The 24,066-nt window shown below is 72.9% G+C and carries 19 protein-coding genes and 1 riboswitch; of the genes, 14 read left to right on the forward strand and 5 right to left on the reverse strand.

Translation table 11 applies throughout. The features are described 5' to 3' along the window. Nucleotides 1-223 precede the first annotated feature (223 nt). Complete coding sequence (locus EV372_RS21635; protein WP_130397506.1) at nucleotides 224-697, forward strand: SRPBCC domain-containing protein; 474 nt, start codon at nucleotides 224-226, stop codon at nucleotides 695-697. 110 nt (nucleotides 698-807) lie between these two features. Here the strand turns inward: EV372_RS21635 and EV372_RS21640 are convergent, their stop codons facing one another. Beyond that, complete coding sequence (locus tag EV372_RS21640; protein ID WP_130397507.1) at nucleotides 808-1,026, reverse strand: hypothetical protein; 219 nt, start codon at nucleotides 1,024-1,026, stop codon at nucleotides 808-810. A 900-nt stretch (nucleotides 1,027-1,926) separates the two neighbouring features. Between EV372_RS21640 and EV372_RS21645 the strand changes: the two genes are divergently transcribed. Further along, entirely contained in the window at nucleotides 1,927-3,615 is a 1,689-nt protein-coding gene (locus tag EV372_RS21645; protein WP_130397508.1) for an RICIN domain-containing protein, read from the forward strand. Between the two features lie 107 nt (nucleotides 3,616-3,722). Here the strand turns inward: EV372_RS21645 and EV372_RS21650 are convergent, their stop codons facing one another. The 3 genes from EV372_RS21650 to EV372_RS21660 all read right to left on the reverse strand — a co-directional run bounded on the left by EV372_RS21650 (nucleotide 3,723) and on the right by EV372_RS21660 (nucleotide 6,133). Beyond that, a complete protein-coding gene (locus EV372_RS21650) occupies nucleotides 3,723-4,559 on the reverse strand; it encodes a hypothetical protein (RefSeq protein WP_130397509.1) in 837 nt (278 codons plus the stop codon). Nucleotides 4,560-4,882: 323 nt separating this feature from the next. Next, on the reverse strand, nucleotides 4,883-5,245 hold the full coding sequence (locus tag EV372_RS21655; protein ID WP_130397510.1) for a hypothetical protein: 363 nt from the start codon (nucleotides 5,243-5,245) through the stop codon (nucleotides 4,883-4,885). 330 nt (nucleotides 5,246-5,575) lie between these two features. After that, on the reverse strand, nucleotides 5,576-6,133 hold the full coding sequence (locus EV372_RS21660) for a chorismate mutase (RefSeq protein ID WP_130397511.1): 558 nt from the start codon (nucleotides 6,131-6,133) through the stop codon (nucleotides 5,576-5,578). Nucleotides 6,134-6,459: 326 nt separating this feature from the next. On the opposite strand from EV372_RS21660, the gene EV372_RS21665 reads away from it, so the two are divergent. The 3 genes from EV372_RS21665 to EV372_RS21675 all read left to right on the forward strand — a co-directional run bounded on the left by EV372_RS21665 (nucleotide 6,460) and on the right by EV372_RS21675 (nucleotide 9,613). Then, on the forward strand, nucleotides 6,460-7,068 hold the full coding sequence (locus tag EV372_RS21665; protein WP_130397512.1) for a DUF6309 family protein: 609 nt from the start codon (nucleotides 6,460-6,462) through the stop codon (nucleotides 7,066-7,068). Nucleotides 7,069-7,258: 190 nt separating this feature from the next. Beyond that, nucleotides 7,259-8,113 carry a PRC and DUF2382 domain-containing protein gene (locus EV372_RS21670; RefSeq protein ID WP_130397513.1) on the forward strand — a complete coding sequence of 285 codons (855 nt, stop codon included), beginning with the start codon at nucleotides 7,259-7,261 and terminating at the stop codon, nucleotides 8,111-8,113. A 108-nt stretch (nucleotides 8,114-8,221) separates the two neighbouring features. Continuing rightward, nucleotides 8,222-9,613 carry an NAD(P)/FAD-dependent oxidoreductase gene (locus EV372_RS21675; protein ID WP_130397514.1) on the forward strand — a complete coding sequence of 464 codons (1,392 nt, stop codon included), beginning with the start codon at nucleotides 8,222-8,224 and terminating at the stop codon, nucleotides 9,611-9,613. Nucleotides 9,614-9,782: 169 nt separating this feature from the next. Here EV372_RS21675 and EV372_RS29250 read toward each other — a convergent pair whose 3' ends face one another. Beyond that, nucleotides 9,783-10,715 (reverse strand): hypothetical protein, encoded by a 933-nt coding sequence (locus EV372_RS29250; protein WP_197044291.1) that lies wholly within the window; start codon nucleotides 10,713-10,715, stop codon nucleotides 9,783-9,785. A 123-nt stretch (nucleotides 10,716-10,838) separates the two neighbouring features. On the opposite strand from EV372_RS29250, the gene EV372_RS21685 reads away from it, so the two are divergent. The 9 genes from EV372_RS21685 (at nucleotide 10,839) to gcvP (ending at nucleotide 23,869) form a co-directional block, all read left to right on the forward strand. Continuing rightward, complete coding sequence (locus EV372_RS21685; RefSeq protein WP_130397515.1) at nucleotides 10,839-12,626, forward strand: carbon starvation CstA family protein; 1,788 nt, start codon at nucleotides 10,839-10,841, stop codon at nucleotides 12,624-12,626. 24 nt (nucleotides 12,627-12,650) lie between these two features. Continuing rightward, nucleotides 12,651-12,956, forward strand: coding sequence for a cory-CC-star protein (locus EV372_RS21690; RefSeq protein WP_130397516.1), 306 nt, complete (start codon nucleotides 12,651-12,653; stop codon nucleotides 12,954-12,956). Beyond that, nucleotides 12,953-13,876: an ArsA family ATPase gene (locus tag EV372_RS21695; RefSeq protein WP_130397517.1), complete on the forward strand. Its 924-nt coding sequence runs from the start codon at nucleotides 12,953-12,955 to the stop codon at nucleotides 13,874-13,876. The genes EV372_RS21690 and EV372_RS21695 overlap by 4 nt, the downstream gene beginning before the upstream one ends. Nucleotides 13,877-14,128: 252 nt before the next feature. Continuing rightward, on the forward strand, nucleotides 14,129-14,884 hold the full coding sequence (gene clsA, locus EV372_RS21700) for a cardiolipin synthase ClsA (protein WP_130399039.1): 756 nt from the start codon (nucleotides 14,129-14,131) through the stop codon (nucleotides 14,882-14,884). Nucleotides 14,885-15,084: 200 nt separating this feature from the next. Next, the gene (locus EV372_RS21705) at nucleotides 15,085-17,586 is read left to right on the forward strand and encodes a mannose-1-phosphate guanyltransferase (RefSeq protein WP_130399040.1); all 2,502 of its coding nucleotides are present in this window, start codon (nucleotides 15,085-15,087) and stop codon (nucleotides 17,584-17,586) included. 625 nt (nucleotides 17,587-18,211) lie between these two features. Beyond that, entirely contained in the window at nucleotides 18,212-18,754 is a 543-nt protein-coding gene (locus EV372_RS21710; RefSeq protein ID WP_130397518.1) for an FHA domain-containing protein, read from the forward strand. 170 nt (nucleotides 18,755-18,924) lie between these two features. After that, nucleotides 18,925-19,398: a bifunctional nuclease family protein gene (locus EV372_RS21715; protein ID WP_013152509.1), complete on the forward strand. Its 474-nt coding sequence runs from the start codon at nucleotides 18,925-18,927 to the stop codon at nucleotides 19,396-19,398. A gap of 465 nt (nucleotides 19,399-19,863) precedes the next feature. Beyond that, nucleotides 19,864-20,352: a MerR family transcriptional regulator gene (locus EV372_RS21720; RefSeq protein WP_019609133.1), complete on the forward strand. Its 489-nt coding sequence runs from the start codon at nucleotides 19,864-19,866 to the stop codon at nucleotides 20,350-20,352. A 434-nt stretch (nucleotides 20,353-20,786) separates the two neighbouring features. After that, a riboswitch (glycine riboswitch) is annotated at nucleotides 20,787-20,876 on the forward strand. A 98-nt stretch (nucleotides 20,877-20,974) separates the two neighbouring features. After that, nucleotides 20,975-23,869, forward strand: a complete 2,895-nt coding sequence (gene gcvP / locus EV372_RS21725) for an aminomethyl-transferring glycine dehydrogenase (protein WP_130397519.1) — start codon at nucleotides 20,975-20,977, stop codon at nucleotides 23,867-23,869. Nucleotides 23,870-24,066: the final 197 nt, after the last annotated feature.

Consider the following 24,066-nt stretch of genomic DNA (forward strand, 5'->3'; position numbering starts at 1 on the left):
CGGGACGAGCCGTCGCGCCCGGTGCCCGGTCCGCGCTCCCAGCAAGACCGGGACCGGGACCGGGATCGGGGCCGGAGGCGGGCCCCCGACGGGCCTCCGCCACCGGCGCGCCTCAAGCGTCGGAGGCCGGGCACGGTGGGGCCCCGCGCGGGGCACCCCCGGTCTGTCGGCGGTGTCGGCTAGGTTGCCCGCGTACACACGGCAGTGTTCGAGGAGGGCGACCATGGCACCGAGATCACCGCGCACCGACCGGGGGAGCAGGACCGTCCGCGCCTCCGCGGCGGCGGTCTACGCGGCGATGACCGAACCGGACGCCCTCGCGGCCTGGCTGCCGCCGGAGGGCATGACCGGCCGGATCGACCGCTTCGAGCCGTGGCCCGGGGGCGGGTACCGCATGGTGCTGACCTACCTCGATCCGCAGGAGGGGCGGGGCAAGACCTCGGAGACGGAGGACGTCACCGAGGTCGCCTTCGCCGAGCTGGTGCCCGGGGAGCGGATCGTGCAGCGGATCGACTTCGAGTCCCCGGACCCCGACTTCGCCGGGACGATGACGATGACCTGGACCCTCACCGCGGGCCCGGAGGGCACCCTGGTCACCGTCGAGGCCGCCGACGTCCCCCGGGGCATCGACCACGCCGTCCACGAGGAGGCCCTGGCCTCGTCCCTGGCCAACCTCGCGGCCCACGTGGAGCGCTGACCCGGCGGCCCGGTCCCGGACGGAAGTCCTCCGCCCGGGACCTGGCCGCCCTGCCAGGAGACGATGGCGCCGGATTCCCCAGATGCCGCGGAACCCGGCGCCGAAGGTGGTCAGCCCTGTCTTTGGCGGTGGAGTTCGACGGCGGCGAGAACGACCTCGGGGGAGATGCGGACCGCGGTTTCCCCGGGGAGGGGGTTCTCCACCTTCGCCCAGTCCTCCGGTGCCAGAGCGGGGCCCTGGACGACGAACTCTCCGGTGTCGCTGAGGTAGACCGAGGGGCAGCCCTTGCCTCCGGACGCGGGGTTCTTGGCGAGCAGTTCCAGTTCCATGGATCTCCGTTCAGGCTTTGCGAGGGGCCTTCAAGGGACGCCGAAACTAGCACGCAGGCCTTGCGCCACAGGGGTTCTGGCCGTTTCCGGTCCGTGCGGTCCCAGCCCCTTCTGTGTGCCTGCTCCACTTTCTTCCCTGGGGCCTCGTCCGACACGAGCGCGTACAGCTCTGCGGGGTTCATGGTTGTTCTCCGCTCCTTCGCAGCGGTGTGGCGGGCGGGGCGCCGCGACCGGCCACCGGTCGCGGCGCCCCTGAGGATCAGGGGTTCGGGCGGAACTCACGGAAGGGTGAGGGGACCAGTGCTGCCGTGACGGCGGCGACCGAGCGGATCAGCTCCTCGGGGATCGGCGCAGAGCAGTCGCATGCGGCCGGTGCGCGCGGCCCAGCACTGGCGGGTGCGCCGACCGCACCAGACCGCCCAGCCGTGGTGGCGCAGCGCCGCGAGCCTGCTTTCAGCTCCCGGGTTCCGGGGTGCGCCCGGGAGCTGGGGGGTTGAACCGCGTCCGGGTTCCGGGCGGGCGACGGAGCTGGGCCACCTGTCCTTCCCGTCCGCCGAGTGGCATCCCCTCGTCTCCTCGCTGAAGGCAGCAGGCGTCACCTTCTAACGCCTCCGCCCCTACTGAATCCCCGCAACATCCAGCCCCGGAAGCACCACTGCTCCCGGGGCTTCGTGATGCACGGCTTCTCCCAGACCTCGTTTCAGCACAGGTCTCCTGGTGCGCGCAGAGGACCGCGCAGGTTCTCCGCCCTCCGCCCTCCGGAACCCGGTCCCTTCCCGACCGTAGTCGCACGGCTACCGTAAAAACGTTTTTCGTGTTAGCTTCCGGTGCAATGGGAGCGCTCCCCACCCCCCACTCCTTCCGGACACCGCCGTCCGGAGTTCGCACAGAGGAGCAGCAGTGCCCATCAACCCCCCGCTTCCCCCCGGCGCGCCCCGGAGCGCGCCGCCCTCATCCCCGACCTCCCGCAGAACCCCCTCCCGAGGCCCCCTCGCGCGCCTGCGGCGGTTCCTGTACTCCGCCCTGGCCGTCGTGCTCTGCACGAGCGGCCTCTCCGCCGCCGCCGTCACCCCCGCCCAGGCTGCCGACATCGACACCGGCGCCTACTACGTCCTGCGCAACCAGCACAGCGGCCTGGTCGCCGACGTCGAGAGCGCCGGAACCCAGGACGGCGCCCGGATCGTCCAGTGGGAACGCACCGACCGCCCCTGGCAGCAGTTCCGCTTCGTCTCCTCCGGCGACGGCTACTACCGCCTGGTCAACCGCAACAGCGGCAAGGCGATCGACGTCTGGGAGCACTCCACCGCCAACGGCGCCGAGATCCGCCAGTTCACCGACCTCGGCAACGCCAACCAGCAGTGGCGCCCCGTGGACACCGGCGGCGGCGTCCAGCTGATCAACCGCCTCAGCGGCAAGGCACTCGAAGTCTGGGAGTGGAGCACCACCCCGGGCGACCGCCTGTCGCAGTACGACTCCCTCGGCGGCGCCAACCAGGTCTGGGACCTGGTCCGCGTGGGCGACACCGGCGGTGGGGGAGACGGCGACTGCGGCAGCGGTTCCCACCACGCCGAGGCGGTGCAGAACGGCTCCACCTGGACCGCCCGCAACGGCGGCAGCACCGTCTACACCGGCGGCGACATGCTCGCCGCCATGCGCGCTGCCGTCGGCAGCCTCGACTCCGGCCGCACCTCACAGCAGAGCGTGGTGGTGCGCGGATCCGGTTCCATGCCGGGCAACACCTCGCTCGACCTGCCCAGCCACACCTCGCTGGAGGTCTGCGGCACGATCAACGTCACCGGATCGGCGACCGGCGACAACGCCGCCGTGCGCGTCAGGCACGCCGAGAACGTCTCCGTGCCGCACCTCACGGTCACCGGATCCCCGTACTTCGGCGTCTACGTCCGCACCTCCCAGAACGTGCACTTCGGCCAGATCGACCTGCGCCTGTCCGGCGGGCTGGGCATGCGCATCGACAGCCGTGACAACGACGCGGTCCGCGAGGCCCGCGACATTCGCATCGACGACGTGTACGTGTCCGGTGCCGGCAACCACGGCGTGGAGACCTACGGCGTGGACGGGCTGACCATCGGCACCGTCACGGCGCGCGACACCGCCTACTCGGGTCTGCTGCTCAACGACACCGTCAACGCCACGGTGGGCCTGGTCGACGCCGAGGGGGCCGGAACCGGAACCGGCTACGCGGCCTTCCGCATGGCCAACCGCAACGGGCGCGTCGGCAGTTCCTACCCCACCAACATCCGGGTCGGGGAGGTCCGCGCCCGCGGCGGCGGCCGGGGAATCTTCTGCGTCTCCGAGAGCGGCGGCGCGGTCATCGACCGCGTGGACATCGCCCAGACCGGCAACAACGCGGTACTGGTCGAGAACTGCCACAACGTCACCATCTCCGGGGGCACGATCGCGGGCCCGGGCAGCGTCCGGATCGCGGCCCGCTCGGAGTTCGCCAACACCTCGAACATCACGTTCCAGAACCTGACACTGGCCAACACCTCGCTCGTGGAGAACCCGTGCTCGGTCAACCTGACCGTCCGCAACGTCACCTTCCAGAACAGCAGCGACCAGACCTGCTGACCGCGGTCTGAGCCGCTGACCACGGCCTGACCACGCGTGACGCCGGGGCCCGACCCCCTGGGGCCCCGGCGTCGCCCACCCCCGGAGCGGTCCGACCCGTCCGGCACTCAGCCGCGCGCGGCGGCCAGGCGCTCCACCAGCCAGGCGGGGATGTGCTCCCGCGAACGCGGGTAGTACGCCTGGTCCAGGGCGTAGTCGAAGTCCAGCGGGGCCATGTCGAAGGCGGGCTCGGAGTCGTGGTCGGCCTCCACCCGGCTTCGGTCCCGGCCCACGGTGTACCGGAGGCCGAACCAGGCGCCCCGGTCCGGTCGGTACATGCCCGCCCGCAGGTTCCGCACCAGGTCGGGGAGCCGGTAGTGCCCGCGCCCCTCGCGCACGGTCCCGTCCTCCAGGACCACCCTCACCCGCAGCCGTTCGTAGCCCACCAGGAACCGGGCGTCCAGCACGGCCTCCCGCCAGCCCTCCGGCCGCGGCAGGAACCCCGCGATCCTCCCGAGCAGCTCACGCTGCCCCTCCTCGTCCAGGACGGCGACCGGGCGGCTCGGCCGTTCGGACGGCGCCGGGGCGGGCGGACGCACGAGGGCCTCGTCCTCCAGCAGCTCCGCCCACGCGGGCCGCCACTCCGGCGCCCGCAGGGCGCCCTCCCCGTTCAGCCGGTACGCCGTCTCCGGAAGGTAGCCGACGAGGGTTCCGTGGGCCTCCCGCGGCCAGCGGTCGTAGCGGCGCCGGGCGTCGTACCCCTCCTCCGACACGGCCAGCCGCAGGTACAGCCACCGGCCGCGCCCCTGGACGTCCTCGGCCGCGCGCAGGGCGTCGAGGCGGTCCATCAGGTCCGTGTCGTAGTCCTTGAACTCCTCGCCGGACGCGTCGAGGATCCTCCGCTCCCCCGCGAAGGTGTACTCCACGACGGCCTCGCCGCCCTCGGCCAGGCCCAGCGCGCGCACCCGTTCCAGGACACGCGAAAGCTCGCCGGTCCCGGGGACCGGGGGCCGGACCCGTTCCGGCTCCCGGCGGAGCGCGTCCCACAGCAGCAGCGACCGCGTCCTCTCACTGATGACCGGGCGCGCGGGGCGTTCGGGTCTGGCCCCGCCGAGGGGGAGGAAGGGGCGGTGCCCGGCTCCGGAAGCAGCGCCTCCCCGTGCTCGTCCTCGGGAGCGAACCCCTCGAAGAGCAGCCCGACGACCGCGTCCACGGCCGCCTCCACCGACGCGTACCGGTCCAGGCGCAGCCCGTCGCCCTCCCAGTCGTCGGGGTAGGGGCCGCGCGCCTACGCCCGCCCGTCCCACCAGTAGGCGAACCCGACGTTCGTGCGCGCCTCGTGGGCCGCGATCCACTCCCAGGGCAGCCAGTCGGGCGCCTCCGCGAACAGGTCGACGGGGCGCTTGCCGTCGTTCGTGCTGTCGCTGGTGTCGCGGTCGTAGCCGACGATCAGGGCCCGGCCGTCACCGCCGCACCAGACCAGGTACCAGTCGCTGCCGCCGCCGTCGTGGTAGCGCAGCACCCCGTCCTCCAGGGAGAGGATCCCGAGGTCGTCCTCCATCCCCGCCAACAGCGCGGCCAGCGCCCCGGCGCGGGCCCACAGCACCTCTGGGCGGGGCAGGTCCTCGGGTCGTCCGGGGCTGTGACTCATGGAGCGGCCTCTCCTGTCGGGGACCCTGGTGCCGGGGGTGGGGTTCCCGTTCGAGCGGACGCTCCCGACAGATCCTCCTCCCGGGCCGCGGAACGCGGCGGCCGGTCCGCCGGTACGGCGTCTCCGCCCACGAACTCCCACCAGGACGAGGGGTCGGCCCGGCGGGGCACCCGACGGCTGCGCTCCGCTCGAAGCGGTGGCCCGCCCTTCCCGCGACTCCCGGCATCGGGGCCGTCCGCTGACGGCGCCCGGCCCCTGGGTCCGGCATCGCCCGCCCCGGAGGGGCCCGGCCCCGCCCGTACCCGCCGTGCGCGGTCCCGGGCCACCGGCTCAGACGCAGACCGACTCCAGCGAGCCTGCCAGGGCGGCCGAGGCCAACCGGTCGAGTCCGCGCGCGGCCGCGGTCGCCTCCGTGCTCCGCGCCAGCCGCGCCGCGCAGCCGGGGGCGGTGCGCTCCTCCTCGGCGGCGGCCAGCGCCTCCACCAGCGCGGGGGTGATCCGGTCCAGTTCGGCGCGCACCCCGGCCAGGTCCGGCGCGTGCTCGGGCCGCCGGTCGGCCTGCGCGTACCACTGGGCGTGCAGGCCGCGCTGGACCACCTTGTTGGCCTCCACCTGGTCGCGCGTGACCGCCACGGCGGACGCCGGGTCCGTGCCGAGTCCGGTCGCCCGCCGCTCGGCGGCGGCCAGGACCCGCGCCTCGCGCTCGGGGGCCTCGACGGGGTCGCCGGTGTGCCACTTGGCCGCGGCCACCAGCGGAGCGGTGTCGAGCCGGTCGGCGGACAGGAGCACGACCGCCTCCAGGCCGTCCGGCGGGGCGGACGCGGCGGCGGTGGGGGAGGCCAGGAGCAGGACCGCGACGGCGGCGGCGAGGGTGGCTGCGGTGCGCATGGGCGAGGACCTCGGGGCGACGGCGGGAACGGCGGGACCCCCGTATCCTAGCCCTGTGTGTCCAAGCGTGTGCGAAGGGTGGCGTAGTGGTGCGCGTTCCCTTTCCCGACGCGCTGCGGCCGTTTATCCTTCGGGCAGCGGTAACCGCCGCGATCACGGGCCGCGGCGGCCCCCGCGTCGCCGGACCGCCGTCGCCGCCGTGATTCCTGGAACCCCGGCGACCTCCGACCCCCCATGAGCGCCCAACCCCGGCGAACGCCCGACCTCCGCGACCGTCGCCCCCGTGACCGCCCGCCGCCCGGCGGACCGACCTGAGGACCGAACCCGTGCAGATCCTCGAACCCGTCACCCCCGACACCGTCCTCCAGCGCTTCCGCGCCACCCACCCGTTGGAGGACGAGGTCTCCCGTGCCACCAACACGTACGCCGAGAGCGCGCTGACCCTGGCCACCCGCCAGCTCGGCGGGACGTGGCACCGGGTCGCCCTGGACCGCGAGGACGTCCTGTCCGTGCTCCTGCCCTGGCACACGGGCGAGTACGGGGAGCGCGAACTCGTCCCCCCGGCCGGGGCTACCGTCGCCGAGACCCTGAGCACGCTCACCGACTGGCGCCGGGAGTACCCCGCCAGCAACCCGGTGTGCTGGGGCAAGCTGGACTGGCACACCGGCGCGGCCCGCGCGCCGCTGTTCCTGAGTTCGCGCGCCCTCGACCACCCCTTCTACGAGCGGTTCGAACGCACGGACGCGGTGACCCACCTGGACGGCCTGCACCGCATGCTCGCCTGGGCGCTGGCGGACCGGCTCCCCTCGCGGCCCCTCCTGGAGGCCTACCTGGCCGGTCCCCTGCCCGACCTCCGCGACCCGGACGCCCCCTCCGCGTCCCGCCCCTCCGCGACGGCCCCAGCCGAGGCCACCGCCGACACCAAGGACGCTTGACCCCGAGGGGCCGAACCCCCCGACTCCGTCAACGCGCGGCCGCCCGGGGCAAAGGGAGCGCCAACACTCGCCCCGGACTCGTTAGCGGCTTGGGTGAGCCGTTAGTCCGCGCTGCTCACGGCGGGTAGGGGGTGGGCGGACAGCGTTGGGGCACCCGCCCCTCGACCACGCGAACCACTAGGGGGACATCGTGGCACGCGATCGCACACCCGCAGACCTGATCGGGCACCACGTCCTCGATCGGGAGGGCCACAACGTCGGCAAGATCAACCAGGTCTACCTCGACGACAACACCGACCAGCCGAGCTGGGTGTCCGTGCACACCGGCCTGTTCGGCAGGCACGAGACCCTCGTCCCGCTCCAGGGCTCCCAGCCCGTGGAGGAGGACATCCGGGTCCCCTACGACAAGTCCGTCGTCAAGGACGCCCCGCACGTCGACGCCGACCGGCACATCTCTCCCGAGGAGGAGCAGACGGTCCGCCAGTACTACGCGCAGCACGGCGGCCCCCCTATGCGGGGTGAGGAGACCGCGATGGGCCGCGGCCCCGGGCCGCAGACCACCGGCCGGGAGGACGTGGCCGGGGGCGCCGCCGGAGGAGCGGCGGGGGGCATGGCCGGTGACGCCGGCATGCGCGACCGCGACCCGGCGATGGCGGACGAGCGCGACGACATCTCGATGACGCGTTCGGAGGAGCGCGTGGACATCGGCGTGGAGCGGCGTGAGGCCGGGCACGCCCGCATGCACAAGTACGTCGAGACCGAGCAGTTCGACGAGACGGTCCCGCTGCACCACGACGAGCTCCAGGTCGAGCGCCGCCCGGTGGACGACCCCTCCGCGGTGCGCGAGCCCCGGGAGATGGGCGAGGACGAGCAGACCTTCACGCTCTACGAGGAGCGCCCGGTCGTCTCCAAGGAGCAGGTCCCCGTCGAGGAGGTCCACGTCCGCAAGCGCGACGTGACCCGCGACGAGCACGTCCAGGGCCAGCGCCGCCGCGAGCGGGTCGAGCTGGAGGACGACGAGGGGGAGCCGCCCGCCAACGCCTGACCCGGCCGCACGGCCGGGCCCGGCCAGGGCCGGAGTCGTCCCCGGACACACGGTCCGGGGACGACGCGTGCGCACCGCTGTCGCGCGCCCACACGGAGGGGGAGGTACATGACTGAGCCGGGGGACGTCAGCGAGGAGACCATCGGGGACGGGGGCGAGGAGAGGGAACGGGACACGGCGTCCCCGCCGCGCGGGCGCGAGGCCGGACCCGGGCGCGGGCACACCATCGTGGTGGGCGCGGGCGTCGCCGGGCTGGCCGCCGCCGACCGGCTCGCCGAGGAGGGTGAGCGCGTCACCGTCGTGGAGGCCCGCGACCGCCTGGGCGGTCGCGTCCACTCCCTGCGCGAGTGGGACGGCACGTCGGCCACCCTGGACGTGGGCGCCTCCTGGATACGCGGCGAGGAGAACAACCCCTTCGCGCGCCTGGTCCGCGAGATCGGCGTCCGCACGACCGTGTTCAACCGCTCCACCGAGACCGCCTACGACCCCAAGGGCCGCAGGCTGCTCTTCGACCGCCACCGCCGCAACATGGAGGACGTCAACCTCCTGCACGAGCACATGTACTGGGACAACGTCGGGGCCACGCCGCAGGAGTCGATGGAGGAGGGCATCAAGCAGGCCCTCTACGACGCCAACCTGGTGCGGGGCAGGGCCCGCGACGCCAACGAGATCGTGCACCGCCTCGTGGAGGGCGACCACGGCGCCGACGCCGACGAGGTCGCCTTCACCGCGGTGGCGGCCCTGCACGAGTTCAGCGGTGACGACGTGGTCTTCCCGGACGGCATGGCCCAGGTCACCGACTACCTGGCCCGGGGGCTGGACGTGCGCCTGGAGCACGTGGTGCGGTCGGTCTTCCACGACGGGGACGGCGCGGGCGTCCGTGTGGACGCGCCCGGCGGGGAGGAGACCCTGACCGCCGACCGGGTCCTGGTGACGCTGCCCCTGGGCGTGCTCAAGGCCGGAGGGGTCGACTTCGACCCGGCGCTGCCCGAGGACAAGGCCGGAGCCGTCCGGCGCCTGGGCAGCGGCCGCCTGGAGAAGCTGTTCCTGCGCTTCGAGGAGGTCTTCTGGGGCGACGCCGAGGTCCTGGTGCACCTGGGGACCGAGGAGGGGACGTGGTTCCACTGGTACGCGGGACAGCGGGTCATGGGGGCGCCGATCCTGGTCTGCCGCAACGGCGGCAACGCGGCCCGGTTCCTGGAGGAGAAGGACGAGGCCGACGTGGTCGGGCACGCGCTGGACTCGCTGCGCGGCCTGTTCCGCAAGGTGCCCGAACCCGTCGGCCACCACCTCACCCACTGGATGGACGACCCGTTCGCCCGGGGCAGCTTCTCCTTCACCGCAGTGGGATCGGGGGACGAGGACAGGGCGGCGCTGGGTGAGCCGGTCGGCGAGCGGCTGTTCTTCGGGGGAGAGGCGACCGAGACCGAGCACACGGCCACCGTGCACGGTGCCCTGCTCTCGGGCCGCAGGGAGGCCGAGCGCATCCTGGAGCTGTGAGCCCGCCACGGCGCTTCCGCGTGCGGACCGGGGGCCTGAGCAGAGTCGGCGGTGTCCGGGGCGGCCGGGCGCCCGGAGCCGCGGCCTCCCGCCGGAGCCCCGCGTGCTCCGCGCCGCCGCGGAAGCCGGGGCCGGAGCCCCGCGCGCCTGGCCGCCGCGGAGGCGCCGGTCAGAGCCCCGGGCGGCTCTCCACGGCCCGGATCCCCGCGCGGCAGGCGCGTTCCACCTCGCGGTGGTTGCGCAGCCGCTCCAGCAGGCGGAAGGGCCGCGGGTCCGCTTCGGGGCCGCCGTCGGAGCCGATGACTTCCAGGACCTGCCCTGTCAGCGTTCCGGTGCGCGTCCAGCGCTCCCAGCGCTCGAAGTCGGGGCTGGCCTGGTGCCCCATCACCAGGGCCCGGTCGCCCCGGCCGGACAGGTCGCCGCCGTCGCGCGACCACAGTTCCACGCTCCGCCCCGGACCGGCCGACCAGTCCCGTGCGGTGACCACGTCCACGCGCACGTCCGCGCCGGGCCCCGCGCCCATGCCGGCGTCAGCGCCCGTGTCCGCGCGCGGTCCGCCATCCGTGGCGGGCGCACCCGAGTCCGCTCCGCTGCGCGTGCCCGAGCCGGTGTCCGCGTCGAGGTTCGTCCCCGCGCCCGCGCCCCGCCCGCGCACCAGCAGGGCGTCCTGAGCGCGATCACGCCTGCGCACCGCCTCCACCCGATCGGTCCCGACCAGGGTCACCAGGGCGCGCGCCATCCACCACCAGTTCTCCTTGCGTGCCATCAGGCTCCCCGCGCGCAACCGGGTCGGCGGGTGCTTGGCCGCCTCCTGCTCCACCAGGTCGCGGCCGAACAGGCGGCCCTGCGGGTCCAGCCGCACCTCCACCGGACCCACCCCCACCAGGCCGGTGTCCGTCCCCGGTGCGGGCCCGGTCAGGCTGAACGCGGCGCGCGCGCCGAGCGAGTCCACCAGGTCCAGGTGGGCCATCGGAAGGGCCGCGCACGGAGTCCCCCCGTCCGAAAGCGGCACCACCGGGACGCTCATCGGCAGTCCCAGCGGAGTCACCCAGGAGAGCTCACCGACGGCCGAACGCCGCCAGACCGTGGCGAAATCTTCCACATACTTCCTTTTCTGTGATGTGTGACTCATGTTAATTTCTCGGGACTGTACCCGAACCTCCTGGATAGAGCACCCGCAGGCCCCGCCCGCCCGGTCCGCACACCGGAAAGAAGGAACTCCCCGATGCCCGCTGTAGCAGTACTGCTCGGCACCCTGGCGATCTTCGCGCTGGCGTACCGTTTCTACTCGGCCTACCTGGCCAAACGGGTCTACGCCCTCGACCCCTCCTTCACCACGCCCGCGCACACGCTCCAGGACGGTGTGGACTACGTCCCCACCAACAAGCACATCGTCCTCGCGCACCACTTCATCTCCGTGGCGGGCGCCGCGCCCATCGTCGGCCCGGCGATCGGTGTGTTCTGGGGCTGGGGACCCGCCCTGCTCTGGGTCATCCTGGGCACCATCTTCGGGTCGGGCGCCCACGACTTCGGTTCGATCGTGGTCTCGCTGCGCAGCAAGGGCCGCAGCATCGGCACCCTGGCGGGCGACGTCATCGGTTCCCGGGCGCGCATCCTGTTCCTGCTGATCATCTTCTTCCTGGTGACCCTGGTGAACGCGGTGTTCGCCATCGTCATCGCCGGGCTGTTCGTGAGCACGCCCGAGGCGGTGCTGCCCACCCTGGTCACCATCCCGCTGGCCATCGCCGTGGGCCAGGTGGTCTACCGCCGACGCACCGCCGCGCTGCTCCCCTCGATCATCGCGCTGCTCCTGGTCTACGCCTGCATCCCGCTGGGGCAGATCCTGCCGATCAGCCTCGCGCCGGTCGCCGAGGCCACGGGGATCGCGGAGAACCTGCTGTGGATCGTGATCGTGTTCGCCTACGCGTTCGTGGCCTCCCGCCTGCCGGTGTGGCTGCTGCTCCAGCCGCGCGACTACATCAACCAGCAGCAGATGGTCGTGGCGCTGCTGGTCATCATGGGCGGTGTGATCGTGGGCATGGACACGATCGCGGCACCGCTCTTCCGCGACACCCCGGCCGGCTCCCCGCCCATCTTCCCGCTGCTGTTCATCACCATCGCCTGCGGCGCGGTCTCGGGCTTCCACAGCCTGGTCGCCTCCGGGACCACCTCCAAGCAGATCGACAAGGAGACCGACGCGCGCTACGTCGGCTACCTCAGCTCCCTGGGCGAGGGCACGCTGGCGCTGTGCTCGATCCTGGCCTGCACCGCGGGCGTCATGGTCTACTCCGCCAACAGCGGCGCCGAGTGGGGCACCCTCTACGTCGACTGGGAGGCCGCCTCCGCCGATCCGCAGGGCATGTTCGTCCAGGGCGTGGCGGGCTTCGCCTCCAACATCGGCGTCCCCGAGGCCACCGCCCTGGTCTTCGGCGCCCTGGTGATCGTCAGCTTCGCCGTGACCACCCTGGACACCGCGGTCCGGCTCAAGCGCTACATCATCCAGGAGATCGCCACGATCGCCGCCGAGCGCTTCTCCACCGGCACCGCGCCGCACCGGGCGATGTCCTTCCTGGCCCGCAACATCACCGTCGCCACGCTCATCGCGGTGCTCATCCCCCTCGCCCTGACCCTGGTCCCGGGCGACTTCGCCGTGGGCACCCTGTGGCTGCTGTTCGGCACCACCAACCAGCTCACCGCGGGCCTGGCCCTGTCGGTCATCGCCGTGTGGGTCACCAAGCGCCACCGCAACCCGGTCATGATCCTCATCCCGCTGGTGTTCCTGGTCGTCATGACCGTCTGGGCGCTGGTCATCCAGCTCCGCGACTTCGCGGTCTCGGGCGACGCGATGCAGACCTTCCTGCTCGCGCCGCTGGACGGCGTCATCCTGCTGCTGGCCCTGTGGATGATGGCCGAGGCCGCCATCGCCTTGAACAAGGCGCGCAAGAGCCCGCCGGTCGCCGATGCCGCGACCGAGGAGACCACCGCCGGGAGGGACGAGGGTGAGGGCAGGTAACCGCCGCGCCCGGGGCGGCACCCCGTGAGCGCACCGGGCGCCGGCGCCGGGCCCCCGCCGGGGGCCTGGCGCCGCGCCGTCGCCGCCTGGCGCCGCTTCGAGGACTTCCACCAGCAGGTCTTCGAGGCGCGCTGGGGGCACGCGCGCCGACGTGAGGCCCGAACCCAGCAGGACACCCTGCGGGCCCTGCTCATGCTGGAGAGCCTGGGAGTGGACAACCCCGTCGCCTACGAGACCCTCGACCTCATCCCGTACATGGTCGCCGACCTGCACGAGTGGCACCAGAGGATGGGCCGCAGGGACTTCGGAGCCCCCGGAGGCTGCTGTTGACCGAGTCCGCGACCGGCCCCGCCGCGCCGATCACCTTCGTCGGCGGCAAGGGCGGGGTCGGCAAGACCACCCTGGCCGCCGCGCACGCGCTGGCCCTGGCCGACGCCGGGCAGCGGGTGCTGGTGGTCTCCACCGACCCCGCCCACTCGCTCGGCGACGCCCTGGAGGCACCGCTCGGGGACGAGCCCGTCCCGGTCGCCCCCGGCCTGTGGGCCGCCGAGCCCGATGCCGACGCCGCCGTGCGCCGCCGGATCGCCCAGGTGCTCCGGGACGCCGAGCGGGCCGTTCCGCCCGAGGTGATGCCCGCCGTGCGCCGCCACCTGGAGCAGGCCGGGGCCAGTCCCGGCATGGCCGAGTCCGCCCTGGCCGACCTGCTCGTGGACCGCATGGAGGAGGTAGGGCGGCGCTGGGACGCCCTGGTCGTGGACAGCGCCCCCACCGGGCACCTGCTGCGCCTGCTCAACCTGCCGACGCTCCTGACCCCCTGGGTGGTGGGCCTGACCCGCCAGCGCGAGCGGGCCCGCCGCGCCGAGGCCTTCGCCGACGTCGTCGGCGGCTCGCACGAGGAGGCCGACCCCCTCACCGAGCGCCTGCACGCGCGCCGCCACCGCCTGGAGCGCGCCGCCGGACGCCTGCGCCAGGACGCCCGGGTGCGCCTGGTGACCCTGCCCCGCCGCATGGTGCTGGCCGAGACCGCCCGCGCCGTCGAACAGCTCACCGCGGCCGGGTTCCGGCTCGCCCCCGTGGTCGTCAACCAGATCCCGCGCGGGGACGCCGCGGGACCCGACACCGCCGAGGCCCTGGCCGCCACTCGCGAGCGCTTCGCCCTCCTGGGAACGGTGGAGGTCCCGCTCCAGGACGCCGAGCCCACCGGTCCCGAACGCCTGCGCCGCCTGGCCGCCCTGCTCGCCGCCCGCTGAGGGGGAGCCCGCGGCCGGGGAGAGGCGGCCGGTTCCGCTCCGGCCGGGAACCCCGCCGGGGCGCCCCGCGTTGGACGGTGGTGAGAGGCCGCGGCCGGGAAGGCCGCGGAGCGTACACGGTACGATCGGGGTGCGGCCGTCCTCCGACCAGGGCGGGTGGACCCACGATGGCGGGAAACGACCCTCCCGCCCGTTATCGTTGGCGCCATGGGGCGATCCGCGCAAGAAGGCAGACACACGGCGGGGGGCGATGTGGTCAGCCCGGCGGTCAGTGACCGCGTCTGGACGGTTCCCAACCTACTGAGCATGCTCCGGCTGTTGGGCGTGCCCCTGTTCCTGTGGCTCGTGCTGGTGCCCCAGGCCGACTGGTGGGCCCTGCTCGTGCTGGCCCTGGCGGGCCTGAGCGACTGGCTCGACGGCAAGATCGCCCGCGCCTGGAACCAGACCTCGCGCCTGGGGACCGTGCTCGACCCCCTCGCGGACCGGCTCTACATCTTCGCCGCCCTGCTCGGCCTGGTCATCCGCGGCATCGTGCCCTGGTGGCTCATGGGCATCCTCGTGCTGCGCGACGTGCTCATCCTGGGCGCCCTGCCGCTCCTGCGCCACTTCGGCTACGGGCCCCTGCCGGTCAACTTCGCGGGCAAGGCCGCCACGCTGTGCCTGCTGTACTCGTTCCCGCTGCTGTTCCTCGCTGGTTACGCCACGATCGCCGCGGATGTGGCGAGAATTATAGGTTGGGCCTTCGCACTCTGGGGAACTGCTCTGTACTGGTGGGCCGGACTGCTCTACGCCGTACAGGGACTGCGCCTGATGGCCCAGACCCGCCGCGACGAAAGCGCTGATCGCACCGGCGGCCCCAGGGCCGTCGGCGACAGCGACCCCGTACGCGGTCACGCCCAGGACCGACCCGGTCCAGCCGCACCGGCGACCGCTGACGGCGGCCCCGGCGCGGCCGCCGAGGGCGCGGACCGACCGATCCGCCCGGACCAGGGACGGACCGGCCCCTGATCCGCACGCGGACCGGCTCACCACGAGTCCTGTCGGATCGAGAGGGAGTGTCGTCTCCGCATGAGAACATGTCCCGCCGCCCGCAACGGCGTGCGCTCCGAACACCATCCCCCCGCGGCGCGCACCGGCGGCCCAGCGGTACGGAGGTACCGGCGATGAGCCAGGCCGCAGACACCACCCCGGAGGCCACCGCGCCTCCGATGAAGGCCGTCGTGATGGCGGGCGGCGAGGGAACCCGCCTGCGCCCCATGACGGCCAACCAGCCCAAACCGCTGCTGCCGGTGGTCAACAAACCCATCATGGAGCACGTGCTGCGCCTGCTGCGCAAGCACGGCTTCACCGAGACCGTGGTCACCGTGCAGTTCCTGGCCACCCTCATCCGCAACTACTTCGGCGACGGCGAGGAGCTGGGCATGAAGCTCAGCTACGTCGCCGAGGAGGTGCCGCTCGGCACGGCGGGCAGCGTCAAGAACGCCGAGGAGCACCTGCGCGGCGAGCCCTTCATCGTCATCTCCGGCGACGCCCTGACCGACATCGACCTGACCGACATGGTCCGCTTCCACCGCGAGAGCGGCGCCAAGGTCACGATCGGCCTCAAGCGGGTGGAGAACCCGCTGGAGTTCGGCATCATCATCGTCGACGAGCAGGGGCGCGTCCAGCGCTTCCTGGAGAAGCCCACCTGGGGCCAGGTCTTCTCCGACACCGTCAACACCGGCATCTACATCATGGAGCCGGAGGTCCTCGAACGCGTCGCCGAGGGCGAGGTCGTCGACTGGTCCGGTGACGTCTTCCCCCAGCTGCTGGAGGAGGGCGAGCCCCTCTACGGCTACATCGCCGACGGCTACTGGGAGGACGTGGGCACCCACGAGAGCTACCTCAGCGCCCAGGCCGACGTGCTCTCGGGCAAGGTGGACGTGGACATCGACGGCTTCGAGGTCTCCCCGGGGGTGTGGGTCGGCGAGGGCGCCGAGGTCCACCCCGAGGCCGTCCTCAAGGGCCCGCTCTACATCGGCGACTACGCCAAGGTCGAGGCGGGCGCCGAGCTGCGCGAGTTCACCGTGGTCGGCAGCAACACCGTCGTGCGCTCGGAGGCCTTCGCCCACCGCACGGTCCTGCACGACAACGTGTTCATCGGCCGCGGCGCCAACCTGCGCGGCGCCGTCATCGGCAAGAACACCGACGTCATGGCGGCCGCCCGGATCGAGGAGGGCGCGGTCGTGGGCGAGGACTGCGTCGTCGAGTCCGAGGCCTACCTGCACAACGACGTCAAGGTCTACCCGTTCAAGACCATCGAGGCCGGTGCGGTGGTCAGCACCAACGTCATCTGGGAGTCGCGCGGGCAGCGCTCGCTGTTCGGCCCCCGGGGCGTGTCCGGCCTGATCAACGTCGAGATCACCCCGGAACTGGCGGTGCGCCTGGCCAACGCCTACGCCACCACCCTGAAGAAGGGCGCGATCGTCACCACCTCGCGTGACGTCTCGCGCGCCGCCCGCACGCTCAAGCGCGCGATCATCAGCGCGCTCACCGCGGCCGCCATCGAGGTGCGCGACCTGGAGGTGGTGCCGCTGCCCGTGGCCCGCTTCCACACCTCCCAGAGCGGCGTCAGCGGCGGCATCACGGTGCGCACCACCCCGGGGGACCCCGAGTCGGTCGACATCCTGTTCCTGGACGGCGACGGCGCCGACCTGTCGCCCGGCGCCCAGCGCAAGCTCGACCGGGTCTTCTCCCGCGCCGAGTACCGCCGGGCCTTCCCCGGCGAGATCGGCGAGCTGACCTTCCCGTCGCGCAACGTGGAGAGCTACTCCCACGAGCTGCTGCGCAAGGTGGACACCTCCGGCGTCGCCGAGGCCGAGCTCAAGGTCGTGGTGGACTGCGCCGGGGGCAGCGGCTCGCTCATCCTGCCCTCCCTGCTGGGCCGGATCGGCGTGGACGTGCTCACCGTCAACAACCGGCTGGACGAGTCCTCGCCCACCGACACCGTCGCCAAGCAGAACCGCGACCTGGGGCGGCTGGGCGAGCTGGTCTCGGGTTCGGGAGCCGACTTCGGCGTGCGCTTCGACCCCGTGGCCGAACGGCTGTCCATCGTGGACGAGAACGGCGCCCTGGTGCACAGCGACCGGGCCCTGCTGGTCGTCCTGGAGCTGGTCTGCGCCGAGTACGGGACCGGGACGGTGGTCCTGCCCGTCACCACCACCCGCGTCGCCGAGACCGTGGCCGCCTCGCACGGGGTCAAGGTCCACTGGACGGCCACGGCCACCGACGAGCTGACCAAGGCGGTCCAGGCCCAGGACGACGTCATCTTCGCGGGCGACGGCCGCGGTGGGTTCATCGTGCCGCGGTTCAGCCCCACCACCGACGCCATCGCCGCCTTCGTGCGGCTGCTGGCGCTGGTGGCCAGGACCCGCCGCTCGCTGAGCCAGATCGACCGCACGATCCCCCAGGCGCACCTGCTGCGCCGTTCGGTGCCCACCCCGTGGGCGGTCAAGGGGAGCGTGATGCGCGCCGTCGTGGAGGCGGCTGGCGGCCGCGAACTCGACACCACCGACGGCGTCCGGGTGATCGAGCCGGACGGGAGCTGGGCCCTGGTCCTCCCCGACACCGCGGAGGCCGTCACCCATCTTTGGGCCGAAGGTCCCAACTCCGACACCGCGCACCGTCTGCTGGACGAGTGGGCGGCCGTCGTGGAACGGGCCGAGGGCTGAGGCGGGCCGCGCGGGCGCGGACGGGTCGTCCGTCCGCGCCCGCGCGGCGCGTACCCGCGTCGTCGCGCCCCGTACGCGGGCGCGGTCCCTACCGTGCGTGACCCCGCGGGTTAAAATGGGCATACAGGCAGGTCGTGGCGGTCCGGTGAAGCCGGTGCGAATCCAGGGGGATCCGTGGAGAACCAAACCCGCCGACACGGCATCAGCACCAGGACAGGCGTGTTGCCCCGATCCGGCCCGCCGCCGTCGCCGGACACCCTCCGCGACGGCGGGCACACCGCTCGGCGATCCGTTCCCGACGGGTCGTCCACAGTGGGCGGGGGAGGAGCAAAACCCTTCCTGGACAGGGATATGGTTTAAAGTCGAGTGTTCCCCGAAGCGCCGCGTCGCCTATCGGACCGGGTATCCCGGCAACGGCGGACACCCTCGCCGGTGGTGACAAGGAGTGCGACACGGGGGATGAGACCTAGCGACCGACCGCGTGAGGCGCACCGCTGCCGCGACAGCGGGCCGTCTCACCGCGTACCGGACGGCGTGCGGGCCGCGTGCCCGCCCGGCGCCCGGTACGTGCCACCGATCAGCCCAATCAAGCACCGCCCCGTGCGGTAGGAGGCCGAGCCGACCTATGTCGAGCGTTTACTGCACGCAGTGCGGTCACGCCGTTGCGGATGATGCCCGTTTCTGCTCCCACTGCGGAACTCCGATCCGCAGAGCCGAACAGCAGGGCCCCCGACCCGGCACTGGCAGGGACTCCGGCGGAGACGTCACGTCCACCATCTCCCTCTCGGGCATACAGGCCCTGGAAGAGGAGGAGTCCGGCGAGGAGCTGGGCGGCGACGACCCCGCCAACCCCGACGCTCTGCCGCCGGGCACGGCTCTGCTGGTGGTCAGGCGCGGCCCCAACGCCGGGAGCCGTTTCCTGCTGGACAGTGACGTGACCACCGCCGGCCGCCACCCCAACAGCGACATCTTCCTGGACGACGTCACCGTCTCCCGGCGCCACGTGGAGTTCTTCCGCCGCGGCGACGGGTTCGGAGTCCGCGACGTGGGCAGCCTCAACGGCACCTACGTCAACCGCGAGCCGGTCGACGAGGCCCAGCTCGGCGGAGGCGACGAGATCCAGATCGGCAAGTTCCGGATGGTCCTGCTGACCAAACCGCGCCGCTGACCGGCGCGGGGACGACCGCGGGAGCGGCGGGTGGGCCGATGAGGTTTGCGGCCCCCCGCCGCCGGAGAACTTTGTAACGAAGGGTGCCGATTTCGCCCTCGGGTCCTGATCCACAGCGGGAGCAGGGACGAGCGCCCATCCGGCATCACGACTCGTGGGACGGAGACGCTGTGAAGCACATGGAGGTCGTCGGCGTCCGTGTTGAGATGCCCTCGAACCAGCCGATTGTCCTGCTCAAGGAATCCGAAGGCGACCGCTACCTGCCTATCTGGATCGGCGGCGTGGAGGCCACCGCGATCGCGCTGGCCCAACAGGGCGTCGCACCGGCCAGACCGCTCACCCACGACCTGTTCCGGGACGTCCTCGACGCCCTGGACACCGGGCTCAAGACGGTGAACATCACCGGCCTCAGCGACGGCATCTTCTACGCCCAGCTGGTCTTCAGCAACGGCGTGGAGGTGAGCGCGCGCCCCTCCGACTCGATCGCCCTGGCGTTACGGACGGGCACGCCCATCTACGCGCACGAGGACGTGATCGACGAGGCCGGGATGCCCATCCCGGACGAGCAGGAGGACCAGGTCGAGGCGTTCCGGGAGTTCCTGGACAACATCTCGCCCGAGGACTTCGGCAGGCGCACGGAGTAGTCCGGTGACGCACGTGCACTCCCCCGGGGCCCGCGCCCAGGCGCGGGTCCCGTGCCGCCGCGGTGGCGCGCGCCGGGGAGGACACGCCCCGACCTGCGGCTTCGCCCGCGGAGCCGGTGATAGATTGGGTAACGGAAGTGGTCGTAATGATCAGGGCCGAAACCCCCGGGTGCGCGTCGGGCGCCCATGGGGAGGCCCCGGCACACCGGCGCCGCGCGCACTTGGCGACGCGCCGCGCGGTGTCGTTGACGCTGCCGGTCGGCCGTCCTACCTTCAGTGCAGTGGAACCCACGGCGCACCCGTTCCCTGAGTGGACATCCCCTGTCGAGACCGCCGTGGGACGAGAAGCCGGAGGTCGGCGTGGCGGTAGCGAGCGGCAAGCGGGATCCCCATGACAGGCGGTCCGCGCTGCGGCTAGCGGGGCAGCAGGGCCTACTGTGCGAAGAAGACTTGGTGGCGCTGCCTATGGACGTCGGGTATCGGGGCCCCGCGGCGTGTACGGCCGCCGGGATCAGCTACCGCCAGCTCGACTACTGGGCCAGGACCGGCCTGGTGGAGCCGAGCGTGCTCACCGGAGCCCACAACGCCCCCCTGTACAGCCTCCCCGACATCCTGTTGCTCAAGGTCGCCAAACGGCTCCTGGACACCGGGATATCCCTCCAGCAGATCCGCACCGCGGTCGACCACCTGCGCGGCCGCCCCGCCCCCGACCTGGCCCGCATCACCCTCATGAGCGACGGCGTCAGCGTCTACGAGTGCACCTCCCCGGAGGAGGTCGTGGACCTCATGCAGCGCGGGCAGGGCATGTTCGGCCTGGCGCTGGGCAACGTCTGGCGCGAGGTGGAGGAGGCCCTGGGCGTGGTGCCCGCGGAGGAGAGGGCCGACCTGCCCGCCGCCGCGCCCCAGCCCGTGGACGAGCTGGCCAGGCGCCGCCGGGAGCGCCGCACCGGCTGAGGACGGCGGGCCCCCGAGACCGGCCCGCGCGGCCCCGGTGCCTCCGCCGTCGCCTCTCGCCTCGGCGGACGGTTTCGCGGGCGAGCACCAGCTGATGGAGTCCGAGGTCCTGCGGCCCCGGCCCGGTCTTCGCGGGGGAGGCGCGGCCGCCCGGCCCCGAGCGGTTCCCCCGCTGCCCCGACGACGCGCAGCGCCTTGACGTGATCCGACAGGCCTCGTCCGCGGCCCCGAGGCAGCCGTGTGCCGACAGGGGCCGCGGGCGCTTCGGAACCGCGGCTACTTGGACGAACCTCCAGGCTCTGGATGTGATGTGGGCGAAACGCCTGCCCGGAAGAGCTGCCCGGGGCGGCGATCGAGTACGGTCGTAGTCACAACAGGGATGAAAACCGACATTCACCCTGCTTGTACACACGTACAGATCGTCAGCTGGCTGTCGACACCGCGCGAGAGAGACCCCGCAACGGGGCGCCGACGGGGCAATACTCCCCAGTAACCTCTCAGGCACCATGGACCGCGTGGAGGAGGCCGCTCTGAAGCCTGGGCGCCGTCGTGCCCGGTGACAGAGGGGGAGACCGTGAGGAACACCGCCGACCCGACTCGGCCCTGTCACCAGGAGGTCTCCGTGCCAGACCAGCCCGTGCACACCCCCGGCGCGCCCGCCCGGGTGTTCGCCGACCGCCACATCGGCCCCACGCCCGCCGAGGTCCAGGAGATGCTCAAGGCGGTCGGCTACGGCTCCACCGCCGAACTCATGGCCGACGCCGTGCCCGAGTCCATCCTCACCGGCCCCGGGAGCAGCGCGCCGCTGGACCTGCCCCCGGCGCTGAGCGAGGCCGAGGCCCTGGCCGAGCTGCGCGACCTGGCCTCCCGCAACCAGGTGCGCACCTCGCTGATCGGCCAGGGCTACTACGGCACCCTCACCCCGCCGGTCATCCTGCGCAACATCATGGAGAACCCCGCCTGGTACACGGCCTACACGCCCTACCAGCCCGAGATCTCCCAGGGCCGCCTGGAGGCCCTGCTCAACTTCCAGACCATGGTCTCGGACCTGACCGGCCTGCCCGTCTCGGGCTCCTCCCTGCTCGACGAGGCCACCGCCGCCGCCGAGGCCATGACCCTGGCCCGCCGCGCCTCCAAGAGCAAGGCCGACGTCTTCGTCGTCGACGCCGACGTCTTCCCCCAGACCCTGCACGTGCTGCGCACCCGCGCCGAACCCCTCGGCATCGAGGTCGTGGTCGCCGACCTGTCCCAGGGCCTCCCCGAGGGCGACGCCTTCGGCGTCCTGGTGCAGTACCCGGCCTCCAGCGGCGCCGTGCGCGACCCGGGCCGGGTCATCGCCCAGGCCCACGAACGCGGCGCCCTCGCGGTGGTGGCCGCCGACATCCTGGCCCTGACGCTGCTGCGCAGCCCCGGCGACCTGGGCGCCGACATCGCCGTCGGCTCCACCCAGCGCTTCGGCGTCCCGCTCGGCTTCGGCGGCCCGCACGCCGGTTACATGTCCGTGGGCGAGAAGCTGCGCCGCCAGCTGCCCGGCCGCCTGGTCGGCGTCTCGGTGGACAACGCGGGCAAGCCCGCCTACCGGCTGGCGCTCCAGACCCGCGAGCAGCACATCCGCCGCGAGAAGGCCACCAGCAACATCTGCACCGCGCAGGTCCTGCTCGCCGTCATGGCCGGGATGTACGCCGTCTACCACGGCCCCGACGGCCTGCGAGCGATCGCCCGCCAGGTGCACACCCGCACCGCCGCCCTGGCCGACGCCCTCGCCGAGCGCGGCTTCGAGGTCCTGCACGAGGCCTACTTCGACACCCTGCGCGTGCGCGTGCCCAGCGCCGCCCGGGTCGTGGAGTCCGCCCTGGAGGCCGGGTACAACCTGCTGGCCGCGGACGAGTACACGGTCGGCGTGAGCGTGGACGAGACCACCACCGAGGCCGACCTGGAGAGGGTCCTGGCCGCCTTCGGCGAGGCCGAGCGCGGTTCCTCGCGCGTGCGCCTGAGCGTGGACGAGGACGCCGACCGCCTGCCCGCCGAGCTGGCCCGCCAGGTGGACTACCTCACCCACCCCGTGTTCGGCACCCACCGCAGCGAGACCTCGCTGCTGCGCTACATGCGCCGCCTCTCCGACCGCGACCTGGCCCTGGACCGCACGATGATCCCGCTGGGCTCGTGCACCATGAAGCTCAACGCCACGGCGGAGATGGAGCCCGTCACCTGGCCCGAGTTCGCCGGACTGCACCCGCTGGCGCCGCTGGACCAGGCCGCCGGGAGCGTGACCCTGATCCGCCAGCTGGAGGCCTGGCTGGCCGAGGTCACCGGCTACGACGCGGTGTCCCTCCAGCCCAACGCCGGGTCCCAGGGCGAGTTCGCCGGGCTGCTGGCCATCCGCGGCTACCACCGCTCGCGCGGCGAGGCCCACCGCGACGTGTGCCTGATCCCCAGCTCCGCGCACGGCACCAACGCCGCCAGCGCCGTGATGGCCGGTATGCGCGTGGCCGTGGTGGCCTGCGACGACAACGGCAACGTCGACCTGGAGGACCTGCGCGCCAAGACCGGCAAGCACGCCGACGACCTGGCCGCCATCATGATCACCTACCCGTCCACGCACGGCGTGTACGAGGACACCGTCACCGAGGTGTGCCGCCTGGTCCACGAGGCGGGCGGCCAGGTGTACGTGGACGGCGCCAACCTCAACGCGCTGCTGGGCTGGGCCAAGCCGGGCGAGTTCGGGGCCGACGTCAGCCACCTCAACCTGCACAAGACCTTCTGCATCCCGCACGGCGGCGGCGGTCCGGGCGTGGGCCCGGTCGCGGTCCGCTCGCACCTGGCCGGTTTCCTGCCCAACCACCCGGGCCAGCCCGAGGCGGGCCCGCACACGGGGGTCGGCCCGGTCTCGGCGGCCCCGTTCGGCTCGGCGGGCATCCTGCCCATCTCCTGGGCCTACGTGCGCATGATGGGCGAGGAGGGGCTGCGCTCGGCCACCGAGGTCGCGGTGCTGTCGGCGAACTACCTGGCCAAGCGGCTGGAGCCCTACTTCCCGGTGCTCTACACCGGTGCGGGCGGCCTGGTGGCGCACGAGTGCGTCCTGGACATCCGCCCGCTCCAGAAGGCCAGCGGCATCAGCAACGAGGACCTCGCCAAGCGGCTCATGGACTACGGCTTCCACGCGCCGACGATGTCGTTCCCGGTCAACGGCACCCTGATGGTGGAGCCGACCGAGAGCGAGAACCTCGCCGAGCTGGACCGCTTCGTGGAGGCGATGGTCGCGATCCGCGGCGAGATCGACAAGGTGGCCTCGGGGGAGTGGGACGCGCAGGACAACCCGCTGCGCAACGCCCCGCACACCGCTGAGGCGGTGACCGCCGACGAGTGGCCGCACGGCTACACGCGCGCCGAGGCGGCCTACCCGCTGGCGTCGCTGCGCACGGACAAGTACTGGCCGCCGGTCGGCCGGATCGACCAGGCCTACGGTGACCGCAACCTGGTCTGCTCCTGCCCGCCGCCGGAGGCCTTCGAGCTGTAGGGCGGCCCGGGCCGAGGGAAGGGGCGCCGGTCCTCGGACCGGCGCCCCTCCTTGTTGCCCCTTGAGAGATCTACGTCGTAAAAGTCCGTTGTGTTCTCCACTCCATCAGGGGAGGGGCGAAGAGCGGGCCGTGCCCACGGGTCGCGGCGCGGGCCCCCGGTCCCCGGCCGCCGCAGGCGTTAGAGTTGCCGCGACAC

The sequence above is a fragment of the Nocardiopsis sp. CNZ308 genome, from assembly GCF_004217075.1.